General features: G+C 57.6%; 17 protein-coding genes. 12 read left to right on the top strand and 5 right to left on the bottom strand.

Annotated features, from left to right (window positions below; translation table 11 throughout):
• The first annotated feature begins 14 nt into the window (after positions 1-14).
• From HUS66_RS12310 to HUS66_RS12330, 5 genes are all read left to right on the top strand, one after another.
• Positions 15-719 carry a transglutaminase-like cysteine peptidase gene (locus HUS66_RS12310; RefSeq protein ID WP_175071205.1) on the top strand — a complete coding sequence of 235 codons (705 nt, stop codon included), beginning with the start codon at positions 15-17 and terminating at the stop codon, positions 717-719.
• A gap of 43 nt (positions 720-762) precedes the next feature.
• Positions 763-2,682 (top strand): bifunctional diguanylate cyclase/phosphodiesterase, encoded by a 1,920-nt coding sequence (locus HUS66_RS12315; RefSeq protein WP_175071206.1) that lies wholly within the window; start codon positions 763-765, stop codon positions 2,680-2,682.
• A 461-nt stretch (positions 2,683-3,143) separates the two neighbouring features.
• Positions 3,144-3,425 carry a hypothetical protein gene (locus HUS66_RS12320; RefSeq protein ID WP_175071207.1) on the top strand — a complete coding sequence of 94 codons (282 nt, stop codon included), beginning with the start codon at positions 3,144-3,146 and terminating at the stop codon, positions 3,423-3,425.
• Positions 3,426-3,651: 226 nt separating this feature from the next.
• Complete coding sequence (locus HUS66_RS12325; RefSeq protein ID WP_175071208.1) at positions 3,652-4,242, top strand: hypothetical protein; 591 nt, start codon at positions 3,652-3,654, stop codon at positions 4,240-4,242.
• Positions 4,243-4,247: 5 nt separating this feature from the next.
• A complete protein-coding gene (locus HUS66_RS12330; RefSeq protein WP_175071209.1) occupies positions 4,248-5,411 on the top strand; it encodes a GGDEF domain-containing protein in 1,164 nt (387 codons plus the stop codon).
• 262 nt (positions 5,412-5,673) lie between these two features.
• Here HUS66_RS12330 and HUS66_RS17975 read toward each other — a convergent pair whose 3' ends face one another.
• A complete protein-coding gene (locus HUS66_RS17975) occupies positions 5,674-6,141 on the bottom strand; it encodes a pilin (RefSeq protein WP_282847285.1) in 468 nt (155 codons plus the stop codon).
• Positions 6,142-6,499: 358 nt separating this feature from the next.
• On the opposite strand from HUS66_RS17975, the gene pilB reads away from it, so the two are divergent.
• The 6 genes from pilB (at position 6,500) to HUS66_RS12365 (ending at position 12,360) form a co-directional block, all read left to right on the top strand.
• Positions 6,500-8,269 carry a type IV-A pilus assembly ATPase PilB gene (gene pilB, locus HUS66_RS12340; protein WP_175071210.1) on the top strand — a complete coding sequence of 590 codons (1,770 nt, stop codon included), beginning with the start codon at positions 6,500-6,502 and terminating at the stop codon, positions 8,267-8,269.
• 64 nt (positions 8,270-8,333) lie between these two features.
• On the top strand, positions 8,334-9,563 hold the full coding sequence (locus tag HUS66_RS12345) for a type II secretion system F family protein (RefSeq protein WP_175071211.1): 1,230 nt from the start codon (positions 8,334-8,336) through the stop codon (positions 9,561-9,563).
• Between the two features lie 92 nt (positions 9,564-9,655).
• Positions 9,656-10,507, top strand: coding sequence for a prepilin peptidase (locus HUS66_RS12350; RefSeq protein WP_175071212.1), 852 nt, complete (start codon positions 9,656-9,658; stop codon positions 10,505-10,507).
• Entirely contained in the window at positions 10,504-11,115 is a 612-nt protein-coding gene (gene coaE / locus HUS66_RS12355) for a dephospho-CoA kinase (protein WP_175071213.1), read from the top strand. Before HUS66_RS12350 ends, coaE begins: the two co-directional genes overlap by 4 nt.
• A gap of 93 nt (positions 11,116-11,208) precedes the next feature.
• The gene (gene yacG / locus HUS66_RS12360; protein ID WP_175071214.1) at positions 11,209-11,436 is read left to right on the top strand and encodes a DNA gyrase inhibitor YacG; all 228 of its coding nucleotides are present in this window, start codon (positions 11,209-11,211) and stop codon (positions 11,434-11,436) included.
• A 12-nt stretch (positions 11,437-11,448) separates the two neighbouring features.
• Complete coding sequence (locus tag HUS66_RS12365) at positions 11,449-12,360, top strand: DNA replication terminus site-binding protein (RefSeq protein WP_175071215.1); 912 nt, start codon at positions 11,449-11,451, stop codon at positions 12,358-12,360.
• 635 nt (positions 12,361-12,995) lie between these two features.
• Here HUS66_RS12365 and HUS66_RS12370 read toward each other — a convergent pair.
• A complete protein-coding gene (locus HUS66_RS12370; protein ID WP_175071216.1) occupies positions 12,996-13,373 on the bottom strand; it encodes a histone-like nucleoid-structuring protein, MvaT/MvaU family in 378 nt (125 codons plus the stop codon).
• Between the two features lie 247 nt (positions 13,374-13,620).
• Here HUS66_RS12370 and bioA point away from each other — a divergent pair, with 247 nt between their 5' ends.
• Positions 13,621-14,910 carry an adenosylmethionine--8-amino-7-oxononanoate transaminase gene (bioA, locus tag HUS66_RS12375; RefSeq protein WP_175071217.1) on the top strand — a complete coding sequence of 430 codons (1,290 nt, stop codon included), beginning with the start codon at positions 13,621-13,623 and terminating at the stop codon, positions 14,908-14,910.
• A 149-nt stretch (positions 14,911-15,059) separates the two neighbouring features.
• Here the strand turns inward: bioA and rpsA are convergent, their stop codons facing one another.
• From rpsA to HUS66_RS12390, 3 genes are all read right to left on the bottom strand, one after another.
• The gene (gene rpsA / locus HUS66_RS12380) at positions 15,060-16,733 is read right to left on the bottom strand and encodes a 30S ribosomal protein S1 (RefSeq protein WP_175071218.1); all 1,674 of its coding nucleotides are present in this window, start codon (positions 16,731-16,733) and stop codon (positions 15,060-15,062) included.
• A gap of 184 nt (positions 16,734-16,917) precedes the next feature.
• The gene (cmk, locus tag HUS66_RS12385; protein WP_175071219.1) at positions 16,918-17,601 is read right to left on the bottom strand and encodes a (d)CMP kinase; all 684 of its coding nucleotides are present in this window, start codon (positions 17,599-17,601) and stop codon (positions 16,918-16,920) included.
• The gene (locus HUS66_RS12390; protein ID WP_175071263.1) at positions 17,598-19,934 is read right to left on the bottom strand and encodes a bifunctional prephenate dehydrogenase/3-phosphoshikimate 1-carboxyvinyltransferase; all 2,337 of its coding nucleotides are present in this window, start codon (positions 19,932-19,934) and stop codon (positions 17,598-17,600) included. Before HUS66_RS12390 ends, cmk begins: the two co-directional genes overlap by 4 nt.
• Between the last annotated feature and the right edge of the window lie 5 nt (positions 19,935-19,939).

Below are 19,939 nucleotides of genomic sequence, written 5' to 3' on the forward strand. Positions count from 1 at the left end.
GCAGGAAATCGTCGATGGCTCGACCACTTGCCAGCCCCACCTTTCGCCGTCAGAGACGTCAGTTGTTGATGGGGTTGGGAAGTTTATTGGCGGGTGCCTGCCTGGGCCTGTCGCCGCAGGTCGCCGCGGCCCCCGACCCCGCACGTTTACGCCAGGTTATGCAGTCTCGCTTCGGCGCCGAGGGCACGGCCGCCCTGAACGACTGGCTGGCTTTGATTGACCGCCTGCAACCACTGGGTATCGCCGCACAGCTAAGGGGCGTCAACGACTTCTTCAACCAACGAATTCGCTGGCTGGATGACCGGGCCATCTGGCAGCAAGAAGATTACTGGGCAACGCCGCTGGAAACGCTGGGAAAGGGTGATGGCGACTGCGAGGACTTTACCATCGCCAAGTACATCACCCTGATGCAGCTAGGTATTCCTATCGAGCGGCTACGACTGATCTACGTGCGCGCGAGCATTGGGCGTGGTGGGCTTTCGCAAGCACACATGGTGTTGGGCTATTACCAGCTTCCCGGGGCAGAACCGCAGGTATTGGACAACCTAGTGGAGACTATCCAACCGGCTAGCGAGCGGATCGATCTCACCCCCGTGTTCAGTTTCAATAGCAACGGCCTTTGGGCAGGCGGCTCCAGCCGCTCGCGTGCCGATCCCGTCCAGCGGCTATCGCGCTGGCGTAACGTGCTGGCCAGAATGCAGGAGCAAGGTTTCCTATGATGATAGACAGCACCGCCCATGGGCGGCACGGAGGGGCCACGGAATGTCTCTGATCACAAAGCTATGGCTCTCCATTGCAGTCGTATTGTTGCTGGCATTCGGCGGCAGTTTGATCGTGGGCTTATCGACCAGTCGGCATTACATCGAGCAGGAAGTACGCATCAAAAACGAGGACAATGCCAATGCCCTCGCCTTGTCCATGAGTCAGCTCGATAAAGACCCCGTCAACATCGAGCTCTTGCTGTCCGCCCAGTTCGATACCGGTCACTATCAGCGCATCGAGTTACGTGACCCCCAGGGCAACCTCATTCTGCGCCGTGAAGCATCCCCCTTCATCGGCGACGTACCGGCCTGGTTCGTCAATCTGGCGCGCATCACCGTGCCCGCCGGCAACGCTGTCGTTCAAGACAACTGGCGTCAGTACGGCACGCTGACACTGCAGAGTCAGCATAGCTATGCCTACCGCTCTCTCTGGCGGAGTAGCCAGCAACTGGTTACCTGGTTCGCCTTCGCCGCCCTGATCAGCATGCTGATCGCCTGGCTGCTTGTCCTGCAGGTCCGCCGCCCGCTCTCAGCTGTGATTGCCCAGGCCAACGACATTGGCAACCGGCGCTTCACAACCTCACCAGAGCCAAAGACGCGAGAGCTTCGCGACCTTGTCATGGCCATGAACAGACTATCTGGTAGCGTGCGCCAGATGCTGACCCGGGAAAGCGCTCAGCTCGAAGAATTAAGGCGCAAGTTGCAACAGGATGAAACCACTGGCATTGCCAACCGTGCATACTTCATGACACGCCTTGAATACATGCTGGAAAGCGACGAAGAACTCCATCATGGCTGCTTGGCACTAGTGCGCGTGACCGACCTCGAAGGCCTGAATGAAGGAATGGGGCGCCCCGAGACCGACCGCCTCCTCCATGACTTGGCCACCACACTCCATCAGTTTGCCCTGGAGTATCCAGGAAGCCAGGCAGGCCGACTCAATGGCAGTGATTTTGCGCTGCTGGTACCCAATGACCTGTCATCTGATGATGTGGCGGACCAGCTCAAGCGGCGCCTGCACCCGATTGCCGATCGACAACCTGTGCTCCTCAACCTGCCCATCGGCATTGTGGACATCTCACGACACGAATCCCGTGATGTTCTGCTGAGTCGACTTGACGGTGAGCTCGCCAAGGCTGAGCGTCGTGGCGGAAGGACGGTATGGGTGGCCGACCAGAAAGCGAACCACTTACTGTTTAGCACCCATGCCGAATGGAGAAGCGCCCTGGAGACTGCACTGGCTCATGGCGTCCAGTTGGCTAGTTACCCGGTCATGGATGCCAATGGTAACTTGTTACACGACGAATGCCCGTCACGGCTATGGCTGGCAGGCGAGTGGCGACCAGCAGGCGTTTATCTTGGCTGGATCTCCCGGTTCGGGATGGATGACGCACTGGATCTTGCCAGCATCACCAGCGCTCTCCATTGCCTAGAAAAATCAGAGACACCTCTGGCACTCAACCTCTCTTCAAGGGCCATTTCGAGTACCGGTTTCCGGCAGCGATTGATCGAACTGCTGAGGGCCTACCCTCGCGAGGCAAAACGTTTATGGCTGGAGCTACCCGAATCGGTTGCCATCCACCATATGGAGGACTTCAAGTCACTTTGCCATGACCTGCGCCGTTTCGAATGCCGCATTGGCCTCGAACACGTCGGCCAGCAATTTACTCACCTAGCCGATCTTCAGGACAGTGGCCTTAGCTACTTGAAATTCGATACCTCGCTTACTAGAGGCGTTGATCATCAGCCGGCCCAGCAAACCCTGCTTCGTGGAATGGCCACCCTCAGTCACTCATTGGGCATCCTGGCGATCGCCGAGGGCGTATCCACCCCAGAGGAGCACCGAGTGCTTATAGAGCTTGGCATGGATGGCGTGACGGGAACGGCGGTCAATTCCGCAGACCAAGAATCACATGACTAGTCGGCATGCGACCTGGCATGAGGACCTGATAATCGGCCGTTGGAGCCATTGGACTGTCGCATGCCGTTGGAAGTTGGCGCCGAGGCTGTCAAGAAGTCCGCTGTTGGACCACACGCCCTTCATTGGCATTACGCTTGCGACTGCATACCGCCCTCATATACATCGCCTGTGCATCCTTTCATCGCTACTTGATAACGATTCAAGCTCTCTGCCAAGGCGTCAACATTTGAGCTGTCCACCGCTATCACCCCATCTGCTCATCCATCATGTCAATACTGGTCGGATTGCAGGCCTGTTCCAGCATTCACAGATACGGGGTTCGAGGATCTTCCGAAACTCAGGGCCTTCGCTGGCGAGCAGGAACAATTGCAGCCTCACAGAAACGGCAGTCAATATGCTATGGTCACGCCATCACCGCTCTGGCGTTCTGCCGGGTACCTTTTCATCGTGAGGAACATGACATGTCCGCATCCGAGATACAGAAAACACGCGTTATCAACGAACTACGCGGATTCATAAAGAAGTTGCTGCAGGACCCACAGATCCTCGAACAGTCTCTGGTAGTGGCTCGCAAGCACCTGGCGGAAGGCTCGGACGCTACCATCATGGCCCGTATCGCCAACGACATTTCCGACACCACCAGCGTGCATATCCCCGAAGATCCCAGCGAACACTCCGAGGCCGACAAGCTCTACCTGGAGCTACTCAAGGAAATCGTCGGCGAAGAACAGGCCATGTACTGAATCGTCATAAGGCGATGCTGACGCGATCCACGCATCTATATGGCTCATCAAAGCTTCAGTGTGGCTTTTTCCTGTTCACACATGCATGCCCCTCGTCTAGAGTTACCCTTGGTAACAAAGCGGTGATGCCTCACCGGGCCACATGAATGATCACCGCTTCCAATAACGATACAAGCCATCGACATCAACTATTAAGATGCACGGCGGCGGCTACGCAGGGAAAATCATGATGATGTTCAGCGAATTTCTGTCCTGGATCGACCCCACAGCCACATCAGAAGCAACGACCAAAGAGACAAGCGGATGCCCTGTCGGCAAGGCGCGCTGGGGGGCGGGCCTGCTGATGGGCCTGCTGCTCAGCTCCAGCCTGCAGGCCGCAGAGTTAACGCCAAGCGTGCTCGTCCCCTCCCAAGACACCACGCCGATTCTCACCCTGCAGACCTCAAAACGCCAGGAGCAGCTTTCGCTGGCTAGCATCGAGCGCCTGCCACTATATGATGCAACGCTACAACATCCCGAGGGTCCCGAAGGCACTTACAGTGGTGTACGCCTCATAGATTTGCTCTCAGCCTACGATATGGAAGAGGCAACACGCCTTCGGCTAACCGCTGTCGATAATTATTCCGTTTTTCTCGACCAAAAACATCTCGAGGAAAAGGACTACCTGGTCGTCACCCGCTTCGACGACGCCCCTGTACCCCGGAGCCAGCTTGGCCCACTGATGCTGATAGTGCCAGCTGACGAGCAAGCGGTGCTTGATGGAAAAGTCCCCTATGACAAGTGGATATGGGCCCTGACCAGAATCAACGCGAGCTAAACGCCATGGCAGCATCCACGGCCAACTACGCTTTGGTTTTCTCGCGTCGCCGCCTGCTGATTGGTATCGGCTTCCTGATTCTGTCAACGGTGGCGGTAATCGCCATCAAGTTTTATGACAGCTACGCTAGGCAGCAGATGGATGCCGACTACATCGCTTTTTCCAGCGAGATAGTGAGAGCCCAACACGACGGCGACTCTCTACGGCAGTCCACCCTCAACTTGCTTGACCACCCAGAGGCCCTGCATCAACGACAGATTCTCCAAGCGCTATGGGTTATCAATAGCCGTCAGGTCACCATCGAACAGTACCTTCTACGAAGCAGCCTGACGGAAGAGGATTTAGGTCATATCATGGTGGAGTTTTCTCACCTTGATACTTTACTCCGCAAAGCCCAAAACATAGCAGACAACGCGCTTGAGCAACCCGAACAAGTTCCCTCCCTACTTGATCTCACTGAGGACATCGATAACAGCTTGGCCTACATCTACAGCGAACTTCATGCGCTTATGATCCGTGGCGCCACCGAGCAGCAGCACATCATGTCGGTGATGACAAAGATCATCATGGCCTTGGGCACTTTGGTGCTAGTAGTCATATTCGGACTGCTAGTCGCCATAGAAAAGATTCTTGGCCAGCAAAATGAACTCGAACACCTGTCGATAACGGATGAACTGACTGGCCTAGAGAATCGCAGAGCTGCCATGAACAGAGCAAAGCATATCTTGACGCTTGCTAGGCGATCAGACGAACCCGTTAGTCTCGCCATTATAGATATTGATCATTTCAAACGTATCAATGATCAGTACGGTCACCCCTTCGGCGACAAGGTTCTTAAACAAGTCGCCCTACAACTAAAACAAAGCGCAAGGGACTCGGACATCTTGGCACGGATCGGAGGCGAAGAATTCTGCTTACTGATGCCAAACACTGACTCACGAGGCGCCAACGAGCTCTGCGAAAGGCTGCTAAGAGGCAGCAGAAGCATGATAATCACCCATAGGGAAGATACCATTCCCTTGACGGTCAGCATTGGCCTGACGACGACTCACCATCAGGATGACTACGACTTTGACACTCTCTACGCACAGGCCGACGAAGCGCTGTACCGAGCAAAGGCCGGCGGAAGAGATCAAGTAGAATCTTATATGCCCAGCACCAGGGGCTAACGCTCCAGCTAAAAAAACACCTGACCAACGAACGCTCAAAAACCGGACAGGGTTTAAATCCACACCAGAAAACTCTACTAGGCTCTTTCAACCATCATGCAGTAAACCAGCAGGTTCGATCCAACAACCATCCAACTATACCCAATGGTAAAAAATTGAAAAAGCCAGATTAACACCGTAAAAAAAACACTCAAGAAAAAGTAAAAGTGGTGGCCAAAAATAAATTAGCCACCACTTTCAACTACACATAGATATTCAAAAATCAAACACTCGTGCAACCATCAGGCCTAAATGCATCATCGACATCGGTAACGCAAGTCCATCCGTCATCTTGACGTTCAATCTGGATGTAGTCATCTGAAATATTGGAACTTGCATCATCCCCATCGAACGTGAACCTTACATATGCATTTTGTGCTGCACCATCTCCATCTGTAGTGTCTTGTACACTGATAGTACCCAAAGTTCCAGCAGCATTAGCGCCAATACCAATGAACCCTGCATCCGAACCTGACAATGACAAATCATCGCCATTTTGAATTGCCACTTCAGCTTGTGTTTGTGTACCCCTGACAGTCGCAAATGCTGAAGTCACCTCAGACCGAGTTACATAATCCTGATACCTGGGTATAGCCACGGCCGCCAACACCCCGATAATCGCCACAACGATCAGCAGCTCGATCAGAGTAAAACCGCCCTGCCCTGACTGCATTCCCTTGATGTGTTTCATACCTTGTTTCCTCATACCTTCCCCCTTGCATGACTGCCCGTTAGGGCGACGTTGCCGATCCATACGTTTCAGTCGGCTGGCTTGCCTGGCTGAACAGCATGATACTAGCGATTTCGTTGCGTGGCATCAGCATTTCTGAGTGCGCTAATGCTTAATTACCCCCAAGGGTAGCTTCCACCAGCGCGTTTCTACGCATCACACTAAGCTAGACAGATGACAACGGCAAGGCGCTGAAATGGGCGACTTTCCGGCATTCCGACCCTTAGCGTCGTGCAGCAGGGGCTGACACTGCCTAACGCTTGCCTAACCAGATAGAATGATAGTCACCATATTCGAAGCGATTGTTTCAGGAGTGCCTATGCAGGAATCACAGTCGCGGGGAGAAGCCCACCATGGCCTTCCAGCCAATGGTGCCAGCATGTCCTCATCGCTGCGGGGATTAGCTCAGCGCCTGGTGGTCGACGGTAACTTGACCGAAGCCGCCGCGCAGCGTGCCTTGCAGGAAGCGGAAGAAGAAGGCATCTCGCTGATGCGCCATGTGGTGGAAAATGGCCTGGTGCCGGCGCGGCAGGCGGCTCTCTCGGCGGCCTGGGAATATGGTTTACCCTTGCTGGATTTGGACGCCCTGCGGCTGGATAGCCTGCCGCCGCCACAGGAAATGCCGGAGAAAATTCTCCGCAAGCTGAGCGTGATGCCTCTCTACCGTAGCGAGCACCGCCTGACCGTGGCCGTCCCCTATCCTTCGACGCTGGCCTTGCTGGACGAGCTTCAGTTCGCCACCAACCTCACGGTCGAGGGCGTGCTGGCCCCAGTGGATCAGTTGGGACCGGTACTCGAGAGCTATCTCAGCCACCATGAAAATGCCGAAATATTTGGTGGCCTGGATGACGCCAATGACGGCCTGGAAGGACTGGAGTACGAAGAATACGATCCTGAAGACGATCAGGCCATTACCGCCGGCAGCGACGATGCTCCGGTGGTCAAGTTCGTCAACAAGGTGCTGTTGGACGCGATTCGTCGCGGGGCCTCGGATATCCACTTCGAACCCTACGAATCCAGCTATCGGATTCGCATGCGCATCGATGGCATCCTGGTGGAGTCCGCACGCCCTCCATTCGGCATGCGCACCCGCATCGCTGCTCGCTTGAAAGTCATGTCACGGCTGGACATCTCCGAGCGGCGCCTACCCCAGGACGGCGCCGTCAAACTAAAGCTCTCCAAGCAGCGCTCGGTCGACTTTCGCGTCAGTTCCCTGCCCACAGTATTCGGCGAAAAGTTGGTGCTGCGTATCCTCGACCCCACCACCGCCCAGATGGGCATCGACTCGCTGGGGTTCACACCACCCCAGCGAAAGCTATATGAGCAGGCGCTCTCCGAGCCTCAAGGCATGATTTTGGTCACCGGCCCTACCGGCAGCGGTAAAACGGTATCGCTGTACACCGGTATCAACATCATCAACAACGGTGAGCGCAACATCTCTACCGCCGAAGATCCCGTCGAGATCAAGGTACCCGGCGTCAATCAGGTCAACGTGCTGCCAAAGATCGGCCTGACCTTCGCCAGCGCCCTTCGCGCCTTCCTGCGCCAGGATCCGGATGTGGTCATGGTCGGCGAGATTCGTGATCTCGAGACGGCAGAGATTGCCGTCAAGGCGTCTCAGACCGGCCATTTGGTGCTATCCACCGTGCACACCAACTCGGCCGCAGAGACCCTGACACGCTTGTCGAATATGGGAATCGCACCCTTCAACATCGCAAGCTCAGTGTCCCTGATCATCGCCCAACGCTTGGCACGTCGGCTTTGCCAGCACTGCAAGGAACCGGTGACCCTCCCGGTAGAAGTGCTTCGAGAAGAAGGTTTCAATGAAGACGAAATCCAGCAGGCGACCATCTATCACCCGGTCGGCTGCCGTCATTGCACGCTTGGCTACAAGGGACGCGTCGGCATCTATGAAGTGGTGCCGATCAGCGACGCCATCAGCCAGCTGATTATGCGCAATGGCAACGCCTTGGAGTTGGACGAGCAGGCACGGCGTGAAGGCCACCCGGATCTGCGCCGAAGTGGCCTATTCAAGGTCATGCAAGGGATGACCAGCCTTGAAGAGATCAACCGTATTATTCGGGACTGAACCGACGCCACATCGTTGTCGATCATGACCCAAACGGGCCTATCATCATCTTAGAGGAACGCCCATGGCGCGACAGCCCAAGCAACAAAAGTCAGCAAAGCTGCAACGCTGGAAATGGTCGGGCAAGGGCCCCGGCGGCCGGCGGGTGTCAGGAGAGATCGCTGCCAAAGAGAAGCATGAGGTAGAGCAGCAACTTACTAGCCAGAACATTCTCGTCAAGAGCATACGCCGCAAAAGCAGCTTTGGCATTGGAGTGAGCAAGATCAAGTCGCGCGATATCATGATCTTCGCTCGCCAGTTGGCCACCATGATCAAGGCAGGCGTGCCAATGCTGCAGGCTTTCTCCGTGGTAGCGGAAAGCCTCAAGAACCCAACCATGAGCGCCCTGGTCCAGGATTTGATGAACGACATCGCGTCAGGCACCAGCTTTTCCGACGCTCTGCGCAGGCACCCAAAATACTTCGACCGCCTATTTACCAACATGATCGAAGCAGGCGAACAATCGGGCTCGCTCGATCATATGCTTGAGAAGGTGGCCAGCTACAAAGAGAAGATCGAGTCGCTCAAGGGGCGCGTCAAGAAAGCGCTCTATTATCCCGTCGCTGTCATCTCGGTAGGTATTGGCGTGACCGCACTACTGCTGATCAAAGTGGTTCCGCAGTTCGAGAGCCTCTTTCAGGGCTTTGGTGCAGAACTCCCGGCAATGACACGCATGACCATCGCCCTGTCAGAATTCGCCCAGCAATACTGGCTTTGGGGAATCGGTCTGGTTGTTGCGAGTATCATACTGATTCGCCAGGGCATGCGACGCTCCGATGCCTTTACCTATCGGATGCATGCCTTGGCGCTGAAGATACCGGTGATCGGCGACATTCTCGACAAATCATCGGTGTCGCGGTACTCCAGCACACTCGCCACCACCTTCGGTGCCGGTGTCCCGTTGGTCGAGGCGCTCGAGACTGCCGCTGGTGCCTCCGGCAACAAGGTTTATGAACGTGCCGTACTCCAGGTGCGCGATGATGTCTCGGCCGGGCAGCAGCTCCACTTCGCCATGCGGCTGACCGAGCAATTTCCGGCGCTCGCCGTGCAGATGGTGGGCATAGGCGAGGAAGCAGGTTCGCTGGATGCCATGCTCAGTCGGGTGGCGGAGTACTACGAGGAGGAAGTCGACAACAAGGTCGATGCCCTGACCTCGCTGCTCGAGCCATTCATTATCGTCGTGCTCGGTGTTCTGGTCGGCGGCCTCGTTGTGTCAATGTATCTGCCAATCTTCGAGCTGGGCAGCGTCATCTAGCCAAACGCTGGCAGGCCCATCGCCACCACGGGCCTGCCCAGAACAGGCACAATGCTCATTTTTCCTGAACATGCAAAGCCTAGGAGCCCCCCTTGCTTGCCGATCTTCCCCCTCTCCTACTCTGGCCGCTGACCGTTGCCCTCGGTCTATGCTTGGGCAGTTTCCTGAATGTCGTGGTCACTCGGCTGCCGGTGATGTTAATGCAAGGCTGGCGAGCGGAAGCCCGCGAAGCACTGGAGCTCGAAGAAGAATCTCCGGCCAGTTTCAACCTGATGACCCCAGCCTCGCAGTGTCCAGCCTGTAACGCTCCCATCAGCTGGCACGACAATATCCCCCTGCTCGGCTTCCTGAAGCGGCGGGGAAAATGCGCGAGCTGCAAGCAACCGATTAGCCTGCAATACCCGATGATTGAGCTTGCTGGAATGGCGCTGGTAGTGGCCGTCATCGCCATCCACGGCGCCAGCCTTCAGAGCCTTTTCCTGATAGGCGCTTGCCTGGCCTTGCTCACTTTAGCAGTGATCGACTTTCGCACTCAGCTGCTCCCCGACATCATCACCCTTCCTCTGCTATGGGCCGGGCTTGGCTACCAGTTGATGTTTCAACCACTCATGCTGACCTCGGCGGTCATTGGCGCCATGGCCGGCTATCTTTCTCTATGGAGCTTTTACTGGCTCTTCAAGCTCATCACTGGCAAAGAGGGCATGGGCTATGGCGACTTCAAGCTGCTGGCCGCGCTGGGCGCCTGGCTAGGCTGGCAGACCCTACCCATGGTGCTGATACTATCGGCTGGGGTGGGCGCCATCATTGGCATCCTCATCCAGATCGCCGTTCCACGACTGCGTGGCGCTCCCATGCCCTTCGGCCCCTTCCTGGCCATGGCCGGCTGGATTGCCCTGCTGGCCGGGGCGCCACTGCAAGCCGCCTATCTGGGCCTGATATCATGAGCCTTACGATCGGTGTTACCGGTGGCGTCGGCTCTGGCAAGTCGACCGTTGCACGAGCCTTCGCGGCCCACGGCATCGACTGGGTCGATGCCGATGATGTGGCACGCGAAGTCGTCGAACCGGGCGAGCCCGCCCTTGACGATATCGCCAATCACTTCGGCCCAGGTGTACTAACCGCCGATGGTCACCTGGATCGCCGCGCGTTGCGCAGCATTGTCTTCAGCGATGAAGCCGAGCGGCGATGGCTGGAGTCGGTCACCCATCCGCGAATTCGGCAACGCCTGGAAGCACACCTAGCGCGCATGGCGGCAACGGACGCCCCCTATCACCTGCTGGTGTCCCCGCTATTATTCGAATCGGATCAGCATAGACTGGTTGACCGCTGCTTGGTGATCGATATTCCCGAAGCCCTGCAAATCAGCCGAACCGCCAACCGCGACAGCGTTGATGAAGAGCAGGCCCGCGCGATAGTAGCGGCTCAGATGCCCAGGCAAAAACGGCTTGCGAAAGCCGATGACGTTATCGACAACAGCGGGGATAGCGATGACCTAGCTCACCAGGTCACCAGACTCGATCGCCTATATCGCCGTCTTCGCGAGGCCTCTTGAGCACGTCCCTTGAGGAAGGCTCAGTCAAGCTGAATTGCCTTGGCCGCGACGATTGGGCATGCTGACGCAACTCTTAATCCGCACGAGACCCATATGACCCAAGAACACGCTTCTCGCCCTTTGGAAGTCGCCTGCCCTCAGTGTCGCAAAACGGTAGCTTGGGTAGAGGACAACATGCATCGACCATTCTGCTCAAAACGTTGCAAACTGCTCGACCTGGGCGCTTGGGCCGATGAGTCCCATCGCATTGCCGGCGAGCCCGCCATGGATGAGACCGAAATCGACGAGATGATCATGCGCGCCGAACGCGGCCAGGAATGACGAACCAGTACCATGCAGGACGACCAACACCTGGATCAGACGAAAGACCTTCAACCGCTACAGTACCGCCTACTGGCCGAGCTGGAAGCGGCGTTCGACACGATCATCAATCGCATCGAGGCATTGGTTCAGTGCTTCCGGGAACAGAACCGTGAAAGAGGCGTCGGCGCCTGGGCGTTGCACCACACAACACCCGACGCCGACTGGCTAAGAGCCGCACTGCTCGACTTCTGGTATCAGGACGGACAGGATGGACGCGCCACCCGCAGCTATATCGGGCTGATTGCCGCCGACCAGCAGATCCTCGAGCATGTGGAAAAGGTCAATGAAGCCAAAGACGACTTCGCCGGCATACTGGCAAAGATTCGTGAGCATGCCGCCGACCTTATCCCCGAGATCAAGGCGGTACTGCCATTTCGCCACCCGGCCTTGCATGCACACCTCACCGGCCAAGGCCTTGCCAGACTTCACCTCAAGCAATGCTGGCGCGCCATACCGGTGGCGAATGCCCCCCTTTCCCGCGTGCGTCTGGCCTGGTATTCAAGCGGTCGCTCGATCAAGAAGCTGAGCGTCCGCGACGCTGAGAAAAAGTTGCTGGCACTCGATACAGAATCGCCGCATATCCGCATTCAACTCAAGCACCTGGCCGGCATTCCTGACAGTGAGCCACTGGCCCAGGTCCAGAAGCAGGCGCCTCTGATGCGCGCCAATCTCTTCTTTACCGAACCACTCGCCGACGGCCGCGAGCGTCGCGCCATGAACGTCGCACTGCCGCTATTTATTCCCAGCCCAGATGGCCTGCTGCCTGATCATAATCAGCCCCAGCCCACCCCGCAGGAGAAGCGCACGCGTGCCAAAAGAAGCGACGAGCGCCTTGAGGACACCCCTTTCCTGCCAAGCCTTAGGATCTACCGCTATCGCTAGGCGCTGCCTAAAAACTTCCTAAGAAGCAGCTAAAAAGTAGCAAAAAAATGGCAAAAATTGCCTTCGCCCAGCTATAGGGCATTAACCCATCTCGTCCGCGAGTCCAGCCAAGATACTCCTCAACCCCCTTACAGGCAGTAGGTAGCAGGCAGTAGCTAGCAGGCAGTAGCTAGCAGGCAGTAGGCAGCAAATACGCCGCATACATTTACATACGCCTTGACCACACCTTACGCCCCATTGAAGCCACTTCAGGCTCATGGCCACAGTTTATTTCACTACTCCCCTGCCCAAAACAACCATTAGCCTTTGGACCGCATGGCGCCTCTGGCACACCGAGCTTCCCGTGGAAACCATGCAGAGAATAAGCGTCATAACCAGCGGCATGGCACTAGTGATGGCGACGACTGACTGGCAGGCGATAAAATATTTCCTGGCGACGGGAACTATTAACGCCTTTTCACTACACAAGGGAGCAAAAGTACATAATAACGCCGTCAGCCACGTGTTGCTTTATGGCGACACACTTGAAGAACCGAGCGAGCAAACACCACGAACTGATGTCCCAAAGAACATTTTAACTTCCAAAAAAAACGCCCCCGGCAAGGCCGGGGGCGATATCCGAACAAGAGGCTACGTTACTCTTCCACGCGGACCAGCCAGGACTCGACGGTATCGTTACCGTACTCGTCCTTCCAGGCCTTGAGGGTCTTCTGATTGCCACCGCGAGTCTCGACGACTTCACCGGTATTTGGATTCTTGTAAATCTTCAGCTTGCGCTTACGACGGCCACCGGAAGATTCCGGCTTACCCGCAGCGGCACGGGAAGCGGCCTTGGGGTCGACGAGCTCGATGACGTCAGCGGCGCTTTTAGCGTACTCTTTCATCAGTGCTTCGAGCTTTTCCTTGAACTCAAGCTCAGACTTCAAACGATTGTCGTTTTCCATCTTCTGGAGCTCGTCAGTGAGCTGCTTGAGCATCTGTTCTTTCTGCATGTAATCGTTGAGCAGGGACATGGCAATTCCTTATATATGCTTCTGGTAGACACCACGGGATAGTGGATCAGCAAAGCCGGGATGTAATCGACCTGGCCCAAGTCTAATCGTTTTTATTTTAAACGACAATATCAGAAACCCAACACATTCTCATTGGCTAATTTTTACTCATTCTTACATAGACGCCAAAAGGATGCCCGAGAGGATGACCGAAACGAAGAGAATCTGTTAACCTTGAATATATGACCTTGTTAACAAAGAGGGCTACATGAGCCAGCCACTTTGGCATCCCTATGCACAGATGCAGACTCAACCCGCCGCCCTAAAGGTAATAGGTGGTACTGGAGCGCACTTTACCTTGGAAAATGGCGAGCAACTTCTTGATGCCACTTGCTCCTGGTGGTGCATGATCCATGGATATGGGCATCCCAGACTCGTTGCGGCAATCAAACAGCAAGCCGATGCTCTCTGCCATGTCATGCTCGGTGGACTGACGCATGAAGCTGCCGACCAGTTGTCGACCGCCCTGGTTCGCATAACACCGCCAGGTCTCAATCATGTCTTTTTCTCGGATAGTGGCTCGGTCGGAATGGAAGTCGCCATGAAAATGGCGGTGCAGTACCAAGTACAGCGCGGCCGCCCAGGCAAGCACCGGATGCTGTCGCTGATGAAGGCTTATCATGGCGACACGGCAGGCTGCATGGCGGTATGCGACCCCGCAGAAGGCATGCATTCGCTGTTTTCCGGCTTCTTGCCCAGACACCTTTTTGCACCCGCCCCCACGGCAGCCTTCGACGCCCCGAGAGACGCCGTGGAAGCCGACATCCAAGGCCTGAGAAAGATGCTCGAGGCGCACCATCACGAGATCGCCGCGCTGCTCATGGAGCCTCTACTGCAAGCTGCAGGCGGCCTTAATATGACCTCCCCCCACTATGTCCAGGCGGCAAGGGCTTTATGCGATGAATTCGACGTACTGCTGATCTTCGACGAGGTGGCCACCGGTTTCGGGCGCACTGGCAAGATGTTTGCCGCCGAACATGCCGGCGTCACACCGGACATCATGGTGCTTTCCAAAGGGCTGACCGGGGGTTACCTGGGACACGCAGCGACGCTGGCCACAGATACCGTCTACTCAGCTTTTCTAAGCGAAGACCCCAACCGCGCCTTCATGCATGGCCCCACCTTCATGGGCAACCCGCTCGCCTGCCGCGTGGCCCTGGAAAGCCTGGCGGTCTTTGAGGAGGAAGATTACCTGGGCAAGATCGCCTCTCTGAACGCGATTCTTCGCCAGGAATTGGTCGAGGATGCCAGCCTAAAGGCACACCCTGCCGTTGAGGACGTCCGCGTACTCGGCGCTACCGCGGTGATCGAAGTGCACGATGCGGCAAGCCTCGAAGGAGCCCAGGACTTCGCCCGCAGTCGCGGTGTCTGGCTAAGAAGTTTCGGTCGCTGGCTCTATACCATGCCCGCCTATGTCACCCTCGATGAGGAAATGCGCCAGATCACCACGACCATGAAAGACTGGTTCTTGAATGCTTCGCCAGCACCAGACGACTGAATGACGCAACGGCAAAGCGCATGCTTTGCGGCTAAGGTTAATAACTCTCCCGAGTCCACAAGCAGAACCAAAAAAACGCCGCCCCTGAGGGGCGGCGTTTTTGTTCAAGCTTCAGGACGTCTCGGCAGGCCGAGACATCGGGGCTGGACTTAGTCCTGACCCATCTGCTGCTTGATGAGATCACCGATGGTCGTCGGTGTAGACTCGGACTCTTGCTCGCGCAGGCGACCCATGTTTTTACGGGTGTCGTCCTGATCCTTGGCCTTGACGGACAAGTTGATGACGCGGCTCTTGCGATCCACGCTCACGATGCGGGCTTCGACGCTGTCGCCTTCGTTCAAGGCGTTACGCGCATCTTCAACGCGATCGGCGCTGATCTCGGACGCCTTGAGCACGGCCACAACGTCTGTTGCCAGCTCAACGTGCGCTTCCTTGGCATCGACTTCGACGACGCGACCGGTAACAACGCTACCCTTGTCGTTGACGGCGAGGTACTCGGCAACCGGATCGCTGTCCAGCTGCTTGATGCCCAGAGAGATGCGCTCACGCTCCGGATCGATGGACAGGATGACGGCCTCGGCCTCATCGCCCTTCTTGAAGTTGCGTACGGCTTCTTCACCCGTCTCGGACCAGGAGATGTCGGACAGGTGCACCAGGCCGTCGATACCGCCTTCCAGGCCGATGAAGATGCCGAAGTCGGTGATGGACTTGATGCTGCCAGCAACGCGATCGCCTTTGTTGTAGCGAGCGCTGAAGTCTTCCCACGGATTAGTGGTGCACTGCTTGATGCCCAGAGAAATACGACGACGCTCTTCGTCGATGTCCAGAACCATCACCTCGACGTCGTCGCCAACCTGGACGACCTTGGACGGGTGAATGTTCTTGTTGGTCCAGTCCATTTCGGACACGTGGACCAGGCCTTCGACACCCTCTTCCAGCTCGGCGAAGCAGCCGTAGTCGGTGAGGTTGGTAACGCGCGCGTTGACCTTGGTGTTCTCCGGGTAGCGGCCCTTGATGTTGACCCAGGGATCTTCGCCCAGCTGCTTGAGACCCAGGGACACACGGTTGCGTTCGCGGTCGAACTTCAGCACCTTGACGTTGATCTCGTCGCCGACGGCAACGATCTCGGATGGGTGCTTGATGCGCTTCCAGGCCATGTCGGTGATGTGCAGCAGACCATCGACGCCGCCCAGGTCCACGAAGGCACCATAGTCGGTCAGGTTCTTGACGATACCCTTGATCTGCTGGCCTTCCTGCAGCGTGGCCAGCAGCGCTTCACGCTCGGCGCTGTTCTCGGCTTCCAGCACCGCGCGACGAGAAACCACCACGTTGTTGCGCTTCGGGTCGAGCTTGATGACCTTGAAGTCCAGCTCTTTGTGCTCGAGGTGAGCGGTATCGCGCACCGGACGCACGTCTACCAGGGAGCCCGGCAGGAAGGCACGGATAGAAGCCACGTCGACAGTGAAGCCGCCCTTGACCTTACCGTTGATCACGCCCTTGACGATCTCATCTTTCTCGAAGGCTGCTTCCAGCTCTTTCCACGCCTCGGCGCGCTTGGCCTTCTCGCGGGACAGACGGGTCTCACCGAAGCCATCTTCCACGGCTTCCAGTGCGACCTTGACTTCATCGCCCACACCGATGGTCAGCTCACCGTTTTCGTCGCGGAACTGCGCGGACGGGATCTGGCCTTCGGATTTCAGACCGGCATTGACGGTGATCCAATCACCTTCAATGTCGACGACGGTCGCCATGACAATGGCGCCCGGCTCCATGTTGATGTCTTGGAGAGACTGTTCAAACAAGTCAGCAAAGCTTTCGCTCATGATGTTCCTACGTGATCAACGTTGAATGGCGGCTTACCGCCTTCTCCGCACCACCAGCGAGTGCGGGCCTACTGCAATATGCCCCGGGGATGTTAACGCTGGTTAGACCTGAGCGGACTCTCAGTACGTGCTGTCCGCCCATGTCGTTACATCATCCCGAGGCCCGTAATGGATCGTTAGACGATCAAGCAATGCCACGTTGGGCAAGCAGATCCTTCACCCGTTCCACCACTTCCGGAATTGTCAGGCTCGTGGTGTCCAGCTCGATGGCATCGGATGCCGGTTCGAGAGGGGCAACGCTGCGCTGCATGTCTCGCGCATCGCGGGCCTGAATCTCCTTTAAAAGACTCGGTAGACTAGCATCCTGTCCCGCTTCCCGCAACTGCCGATGGCGACGCCTGGCCCGTTCCTCGGCGCTGGCGGTCAGGAACACTTTAAGGGGGGCCGATGGGAATACCACAGTCCCCATGTCGCGGCCATCGGCCACCAGGCCCGGCGCCTTGAGAAAGTCACGTTGACGATTCAGCAGCGCCTCGCGAACCTGCGGTAGCGCTGCTACCTGAGAGGCCCGGTCGCCGGCCTGCTCGGTGCGGATCTCCTGGCTAACGTCATCCCCTTCCAGCAGCACGCGGCTACCACCCTCGTCGGGCAAGAAGACCACGTCCAGATTAGCGGCAAGCGACGCCAGGGCACTCTCGTCATCAAGCGGAATCGCATGACGCATCGCCGCAAGCGCGGTCAGCCGATAGAGAGCGCCGCTATCCAGCAAATGCCAGCCCAGCCGCTCGGCCACCAGACGACTGATGGTGCCCTTGCCGGCACCACCCGGACCATCGATGGTCACCACCCTTGTTTCGGCATCGCTCATGCATCCCCCTGCTGTTCATTGGCCACAGACTCCGCGTCGGACTCAGGGGCGACGGTCAGGCCGACACGGCGCGCCAGCTCGACAAAGCCGGGGAAGGAGGTGGCCACATTGGCACAGTCATCGATCACGATCTCGTCACGCGCGCGCAGCCCGGCCACTGCAAAGGCCATGGCAATGCGGTGATCGCCGAGACTATCGACATGACCGCCAGCGTAATTCGGCGCGCCGGAACCGTCATCACCGCCGAGGATATCGATACCATCGGCCACTACGGTATTCTCGACACCGAGCACATCCAGACCATCGGCCATGGCCTGGATACGATCGGATTCCTTGACGCGCAGCTCTTCTGCCCCGCGCAGGCGAGTCTTGCCTTGCGCATTGGCGGCGGCGATGAACAGCGCCGGGAACTCATCGATGGCCAGCGGCACCTGGTCGACGGGAATATCGATACCCTTGAGCGGCGCATAGCGCACCCGGATATCTGCAACCGGCTCACCGCCAACCTCATGCTGGTGGGAGAGCTCGAGGTCGGCGCCCATCAGCTTGAGGATATTGATCACCCCGATACGGGTCGGGTTGATGCCGACATGCTCGAGCGTCAGATCGGCGCCTGGCGTGATCGCTGCGGCGACCAGGAAGAAGGTCGCCGAGGAAATGTCAGAGGGCACGTCGATGGGCCCTGCCGCTAGGGAACCGCCGCCACTGAGCCAAGCAGTATCACCGTCGCGTTCAACCGTATATCCAAAGCCATTGAGCATGCGCTCAGTGTGGTCGCGAGTCGGTGCCGGCTCCTTGACGCGGGTCTCACCCTCGGCATACATGCCGGCCAGCAGCAGACACGATTTGACCTGGGCACTGGCCATCGGCATGGAATAATCAATGCCCTTGAGCGGCTGTCCGCCATGAATCTTCAGCGGCGGACGTCCCCCCTCGGCGGTATCGATGGTCGCGCCCATCAGACGCAGCGGATCGGCCACCCGTCCCATGGGCCGCTTGGTCAGCGAAGCATCGCCGGTCAGCTCGCTGTCGAAAGCCTGCCCGGCCAGCAGGCCGGCAAACAGGCGCATCGCTGTACCGGAATTGCCCACGTAAATCGGCCCTGCCGGCGCCTTGAGGCCATGCATGCCGACGCCATGGATGGTCACCCGCCCTTGATGCGGCCCTTCGATGGCCACCCCCATTTCGCGGAAGGCCTGCAGCGTCGCCAAGCTGTCCTCACCTTCCAGAAAGCCTTTCACTTCGGTGACACCTTCGGCCAACGCGCCCAGCATGATGGAACGGTGCGACACTGATTTGTCGCCGGGCACGCGAATGCGCCCGGAAACGCTGCCACCGGGGCTGACCCGGTAGCGCATGGAATTGTCTTGCATGGTCTGATAACCCGCCTGATAACTGGTCTGGTTTAACAGCGTATCGAAATAGTGCCGAGCATGGCTGGCACGGTCGAGGATGCCCAGCATGGCATCGCCGTCGCCTTCTTCCACGGCGCGACGCAATCGCGCCACGCCGCCCTCGAAATCATTCAGTGCCTGCAGCACTGCATCGCGATTAGCCGTAAAGATATCCCGCCACATCACCGGATCACTGCCGGCGATACGGGTAAAATCACGAAAGCCACCGGCAGCGTAGCGAAAGATATCCAAACGCTCATCCTGGCGAGCCAGGGTATCCACCAGCGAGAAGGCCAGCAGATGCGGCAGGTGACTCGTACGAGCCAGCACCTGGTCGTGATGCTCAATCGGCATCTCGAGCACCGTGGCACCGCAGGCTTGCCACAGGGCACGCACTCGGGACAGCGGCTGGGGCGCCGTCCTCTCGCCGGGCGTCAAGATGACCTTGTGCTGGCGATATAAGGTGGGATTGGAGGCCGCAACCCCACTCTTCTCGGAGCCAGCAATCGGATGCCCCAGCACCAGATTGGCCGGCAGCTCACCGAAAATGCGCTCGGCGGTATCGCGAATGGCCGCCTTGGTGCTGCCAACATCGGTGATGACGACATCGGCAGCGGCCGTATGCAGCCCGGCAGCCAAAGCCCCCATCACCGCATCCATGGCCAGCACCGGCACCGCTAGCACCACCAGGCTGCTGCCGGGCAGCACCGCCGCTAGTTCGGTATCGCCGCCGTCGATGATGCCCATCTCGATACCGCGAGCGATCTCGTCACCATCCCGATCGCAGGCCAGAATGGTTCCCGTAAAGCCACCGGCCTTGAGGGCCGCCGCCAGGGAGCCGCCGATCAGCCCGAGCCCGACGATCAATAATTGGGATTCGCCGAGCCTACTCGCATCCGGAGCGCACGGCGTCGCCGACTGAGGCCTGGAAGACGCCATCATGA

The sequence above is a fragment of the Onishia taeanensis genome (assembly GCF_013349955.1).
Taxonomy (GTDB): domain Bacteria; phylum Pseudomonadota; class Gammaproteobacteria; order Pseudomonadales; family Halomonadaceae; genus Onishia; species Onishia taeanensis_B.

What these genes read in the sequence shown, in the direction of transcription:
- HUS66_RS17975 (WP_282847285.1), bottom strand. Translation starts at nt 6,141, where the DNA reads ATGAAACACATCAAGGGAATGCAGTCAGGGCAGGGCGGTTTTACTCTG.
- HUS66_RS12330 (WP_175071209.1), top strand. Translation starts at nt 4,248, where the DNA reads ATGGCAGCATCCACGGCCAACTACGCTTTGGTTTTCTCGCGTCGCCGC.
- HUS66_RS12365 (WP_175071215.1), top strand. Translation starts at nt 11,449, where the DNA reads ATGCAGGACGACCAACACCTGGATCAGACGAAAGACCTTCAACCGCTA.
- HUS66_RS12345 (WP_175071211.1), top strand. Translation starts at nt 8,334, where the DNA reads ATGGCGCGACAGCCCAAGCAACAAAAGTCAGCAAAGCTGCAACGCTGG.
- bioA (WP_175071217.1), top strand. Translation starts at nt 13,621, where the DNA reads ATGAGCCAGCCACTTTGGCATCCCTATGCACAGATGCAGACTCAACCC.
- HUS66_RS12370 (WP_175071216.1), bottom strand. Translation starts at nt 13,373, where the DNA reads ATGTCCCTGCTCAACGATTACATGCAGAAAGAACAGATGCTCAAGCAG.
- rpsA (WP_175071218.1), bottom strand. Translation starts at nt 16,733, where the DNA reads ATGAGCGAAAGCTTTGCTGACTTGTTTGAACAGTCTCTCCAAGACATC.
- HUS66_RS12325 (WP_175071208.1), top strand. Translation starts at nt 3,652, where the DNA reads ATGATGATGTTCAGCGAATTTCTGTCCTGGATCGACCCCACAGCCACA.
- HUS66_RS12310 (WP_175071205.1), top strand. Translation starts at nt 15, where the DNA reads ATGGCTCGACCACTTGCCAGCCCCACCTTTCGCCGTCAGAGACGTCAG.
- pilB (WP_175071210.1), top strand. Translation starts at nt 6,500, where the DNA reads ATGCAGGAATCACAGTCGCGGGGAGAAGCCCACCATGGCCTTCCAGCC.
- coaE (WP_175071213.1), top strand. Translation starts at nt 10,504, where the DNA reads ATGAGCCTTACGATCGGTGTTACCGGTGGCGTCGGCTCTGGCAAGTCG.
- yacG (WP_175071214.1), top strand. Translation starts at nt 11,209, where the DNA reads ATGACCCAAGAACACGCTTCTCGCCCTTTGGAAGTCGCCTGCCCTCAG.
- cmk (WP_175071219.1), bottom strand. Translation starts at nt 17,601, where the DNA reads ATGAGCGATGCCGAAACAAGGGTGGTGACCATCGATGGTCCGGGTGGT.
- HUS66_RS12315 (WP_175071206.1), top strand. Translation starts at nt 763, where the DNA reads ATGTCTCTGATCACAAAGCTATGGCTCTCCATTGCAGTCGTATTGTTG.
- HUS66_RS12320 (WP_175071207.1), top strand. Translation starts at nt 3,144, where the DNA reads ATGTCCGCATCCGAGATACAGAAAACACGCGTTATCAACGAACTACGC.
- HUS66_RS12390 (WP_175071263.1), bottom strand. Translation starts at nt 19,934, where the DNA reads ATGGCGTCTTCCAGGCCTCAGTCGGCGACGCCGTGCGCTCCGGATGCG.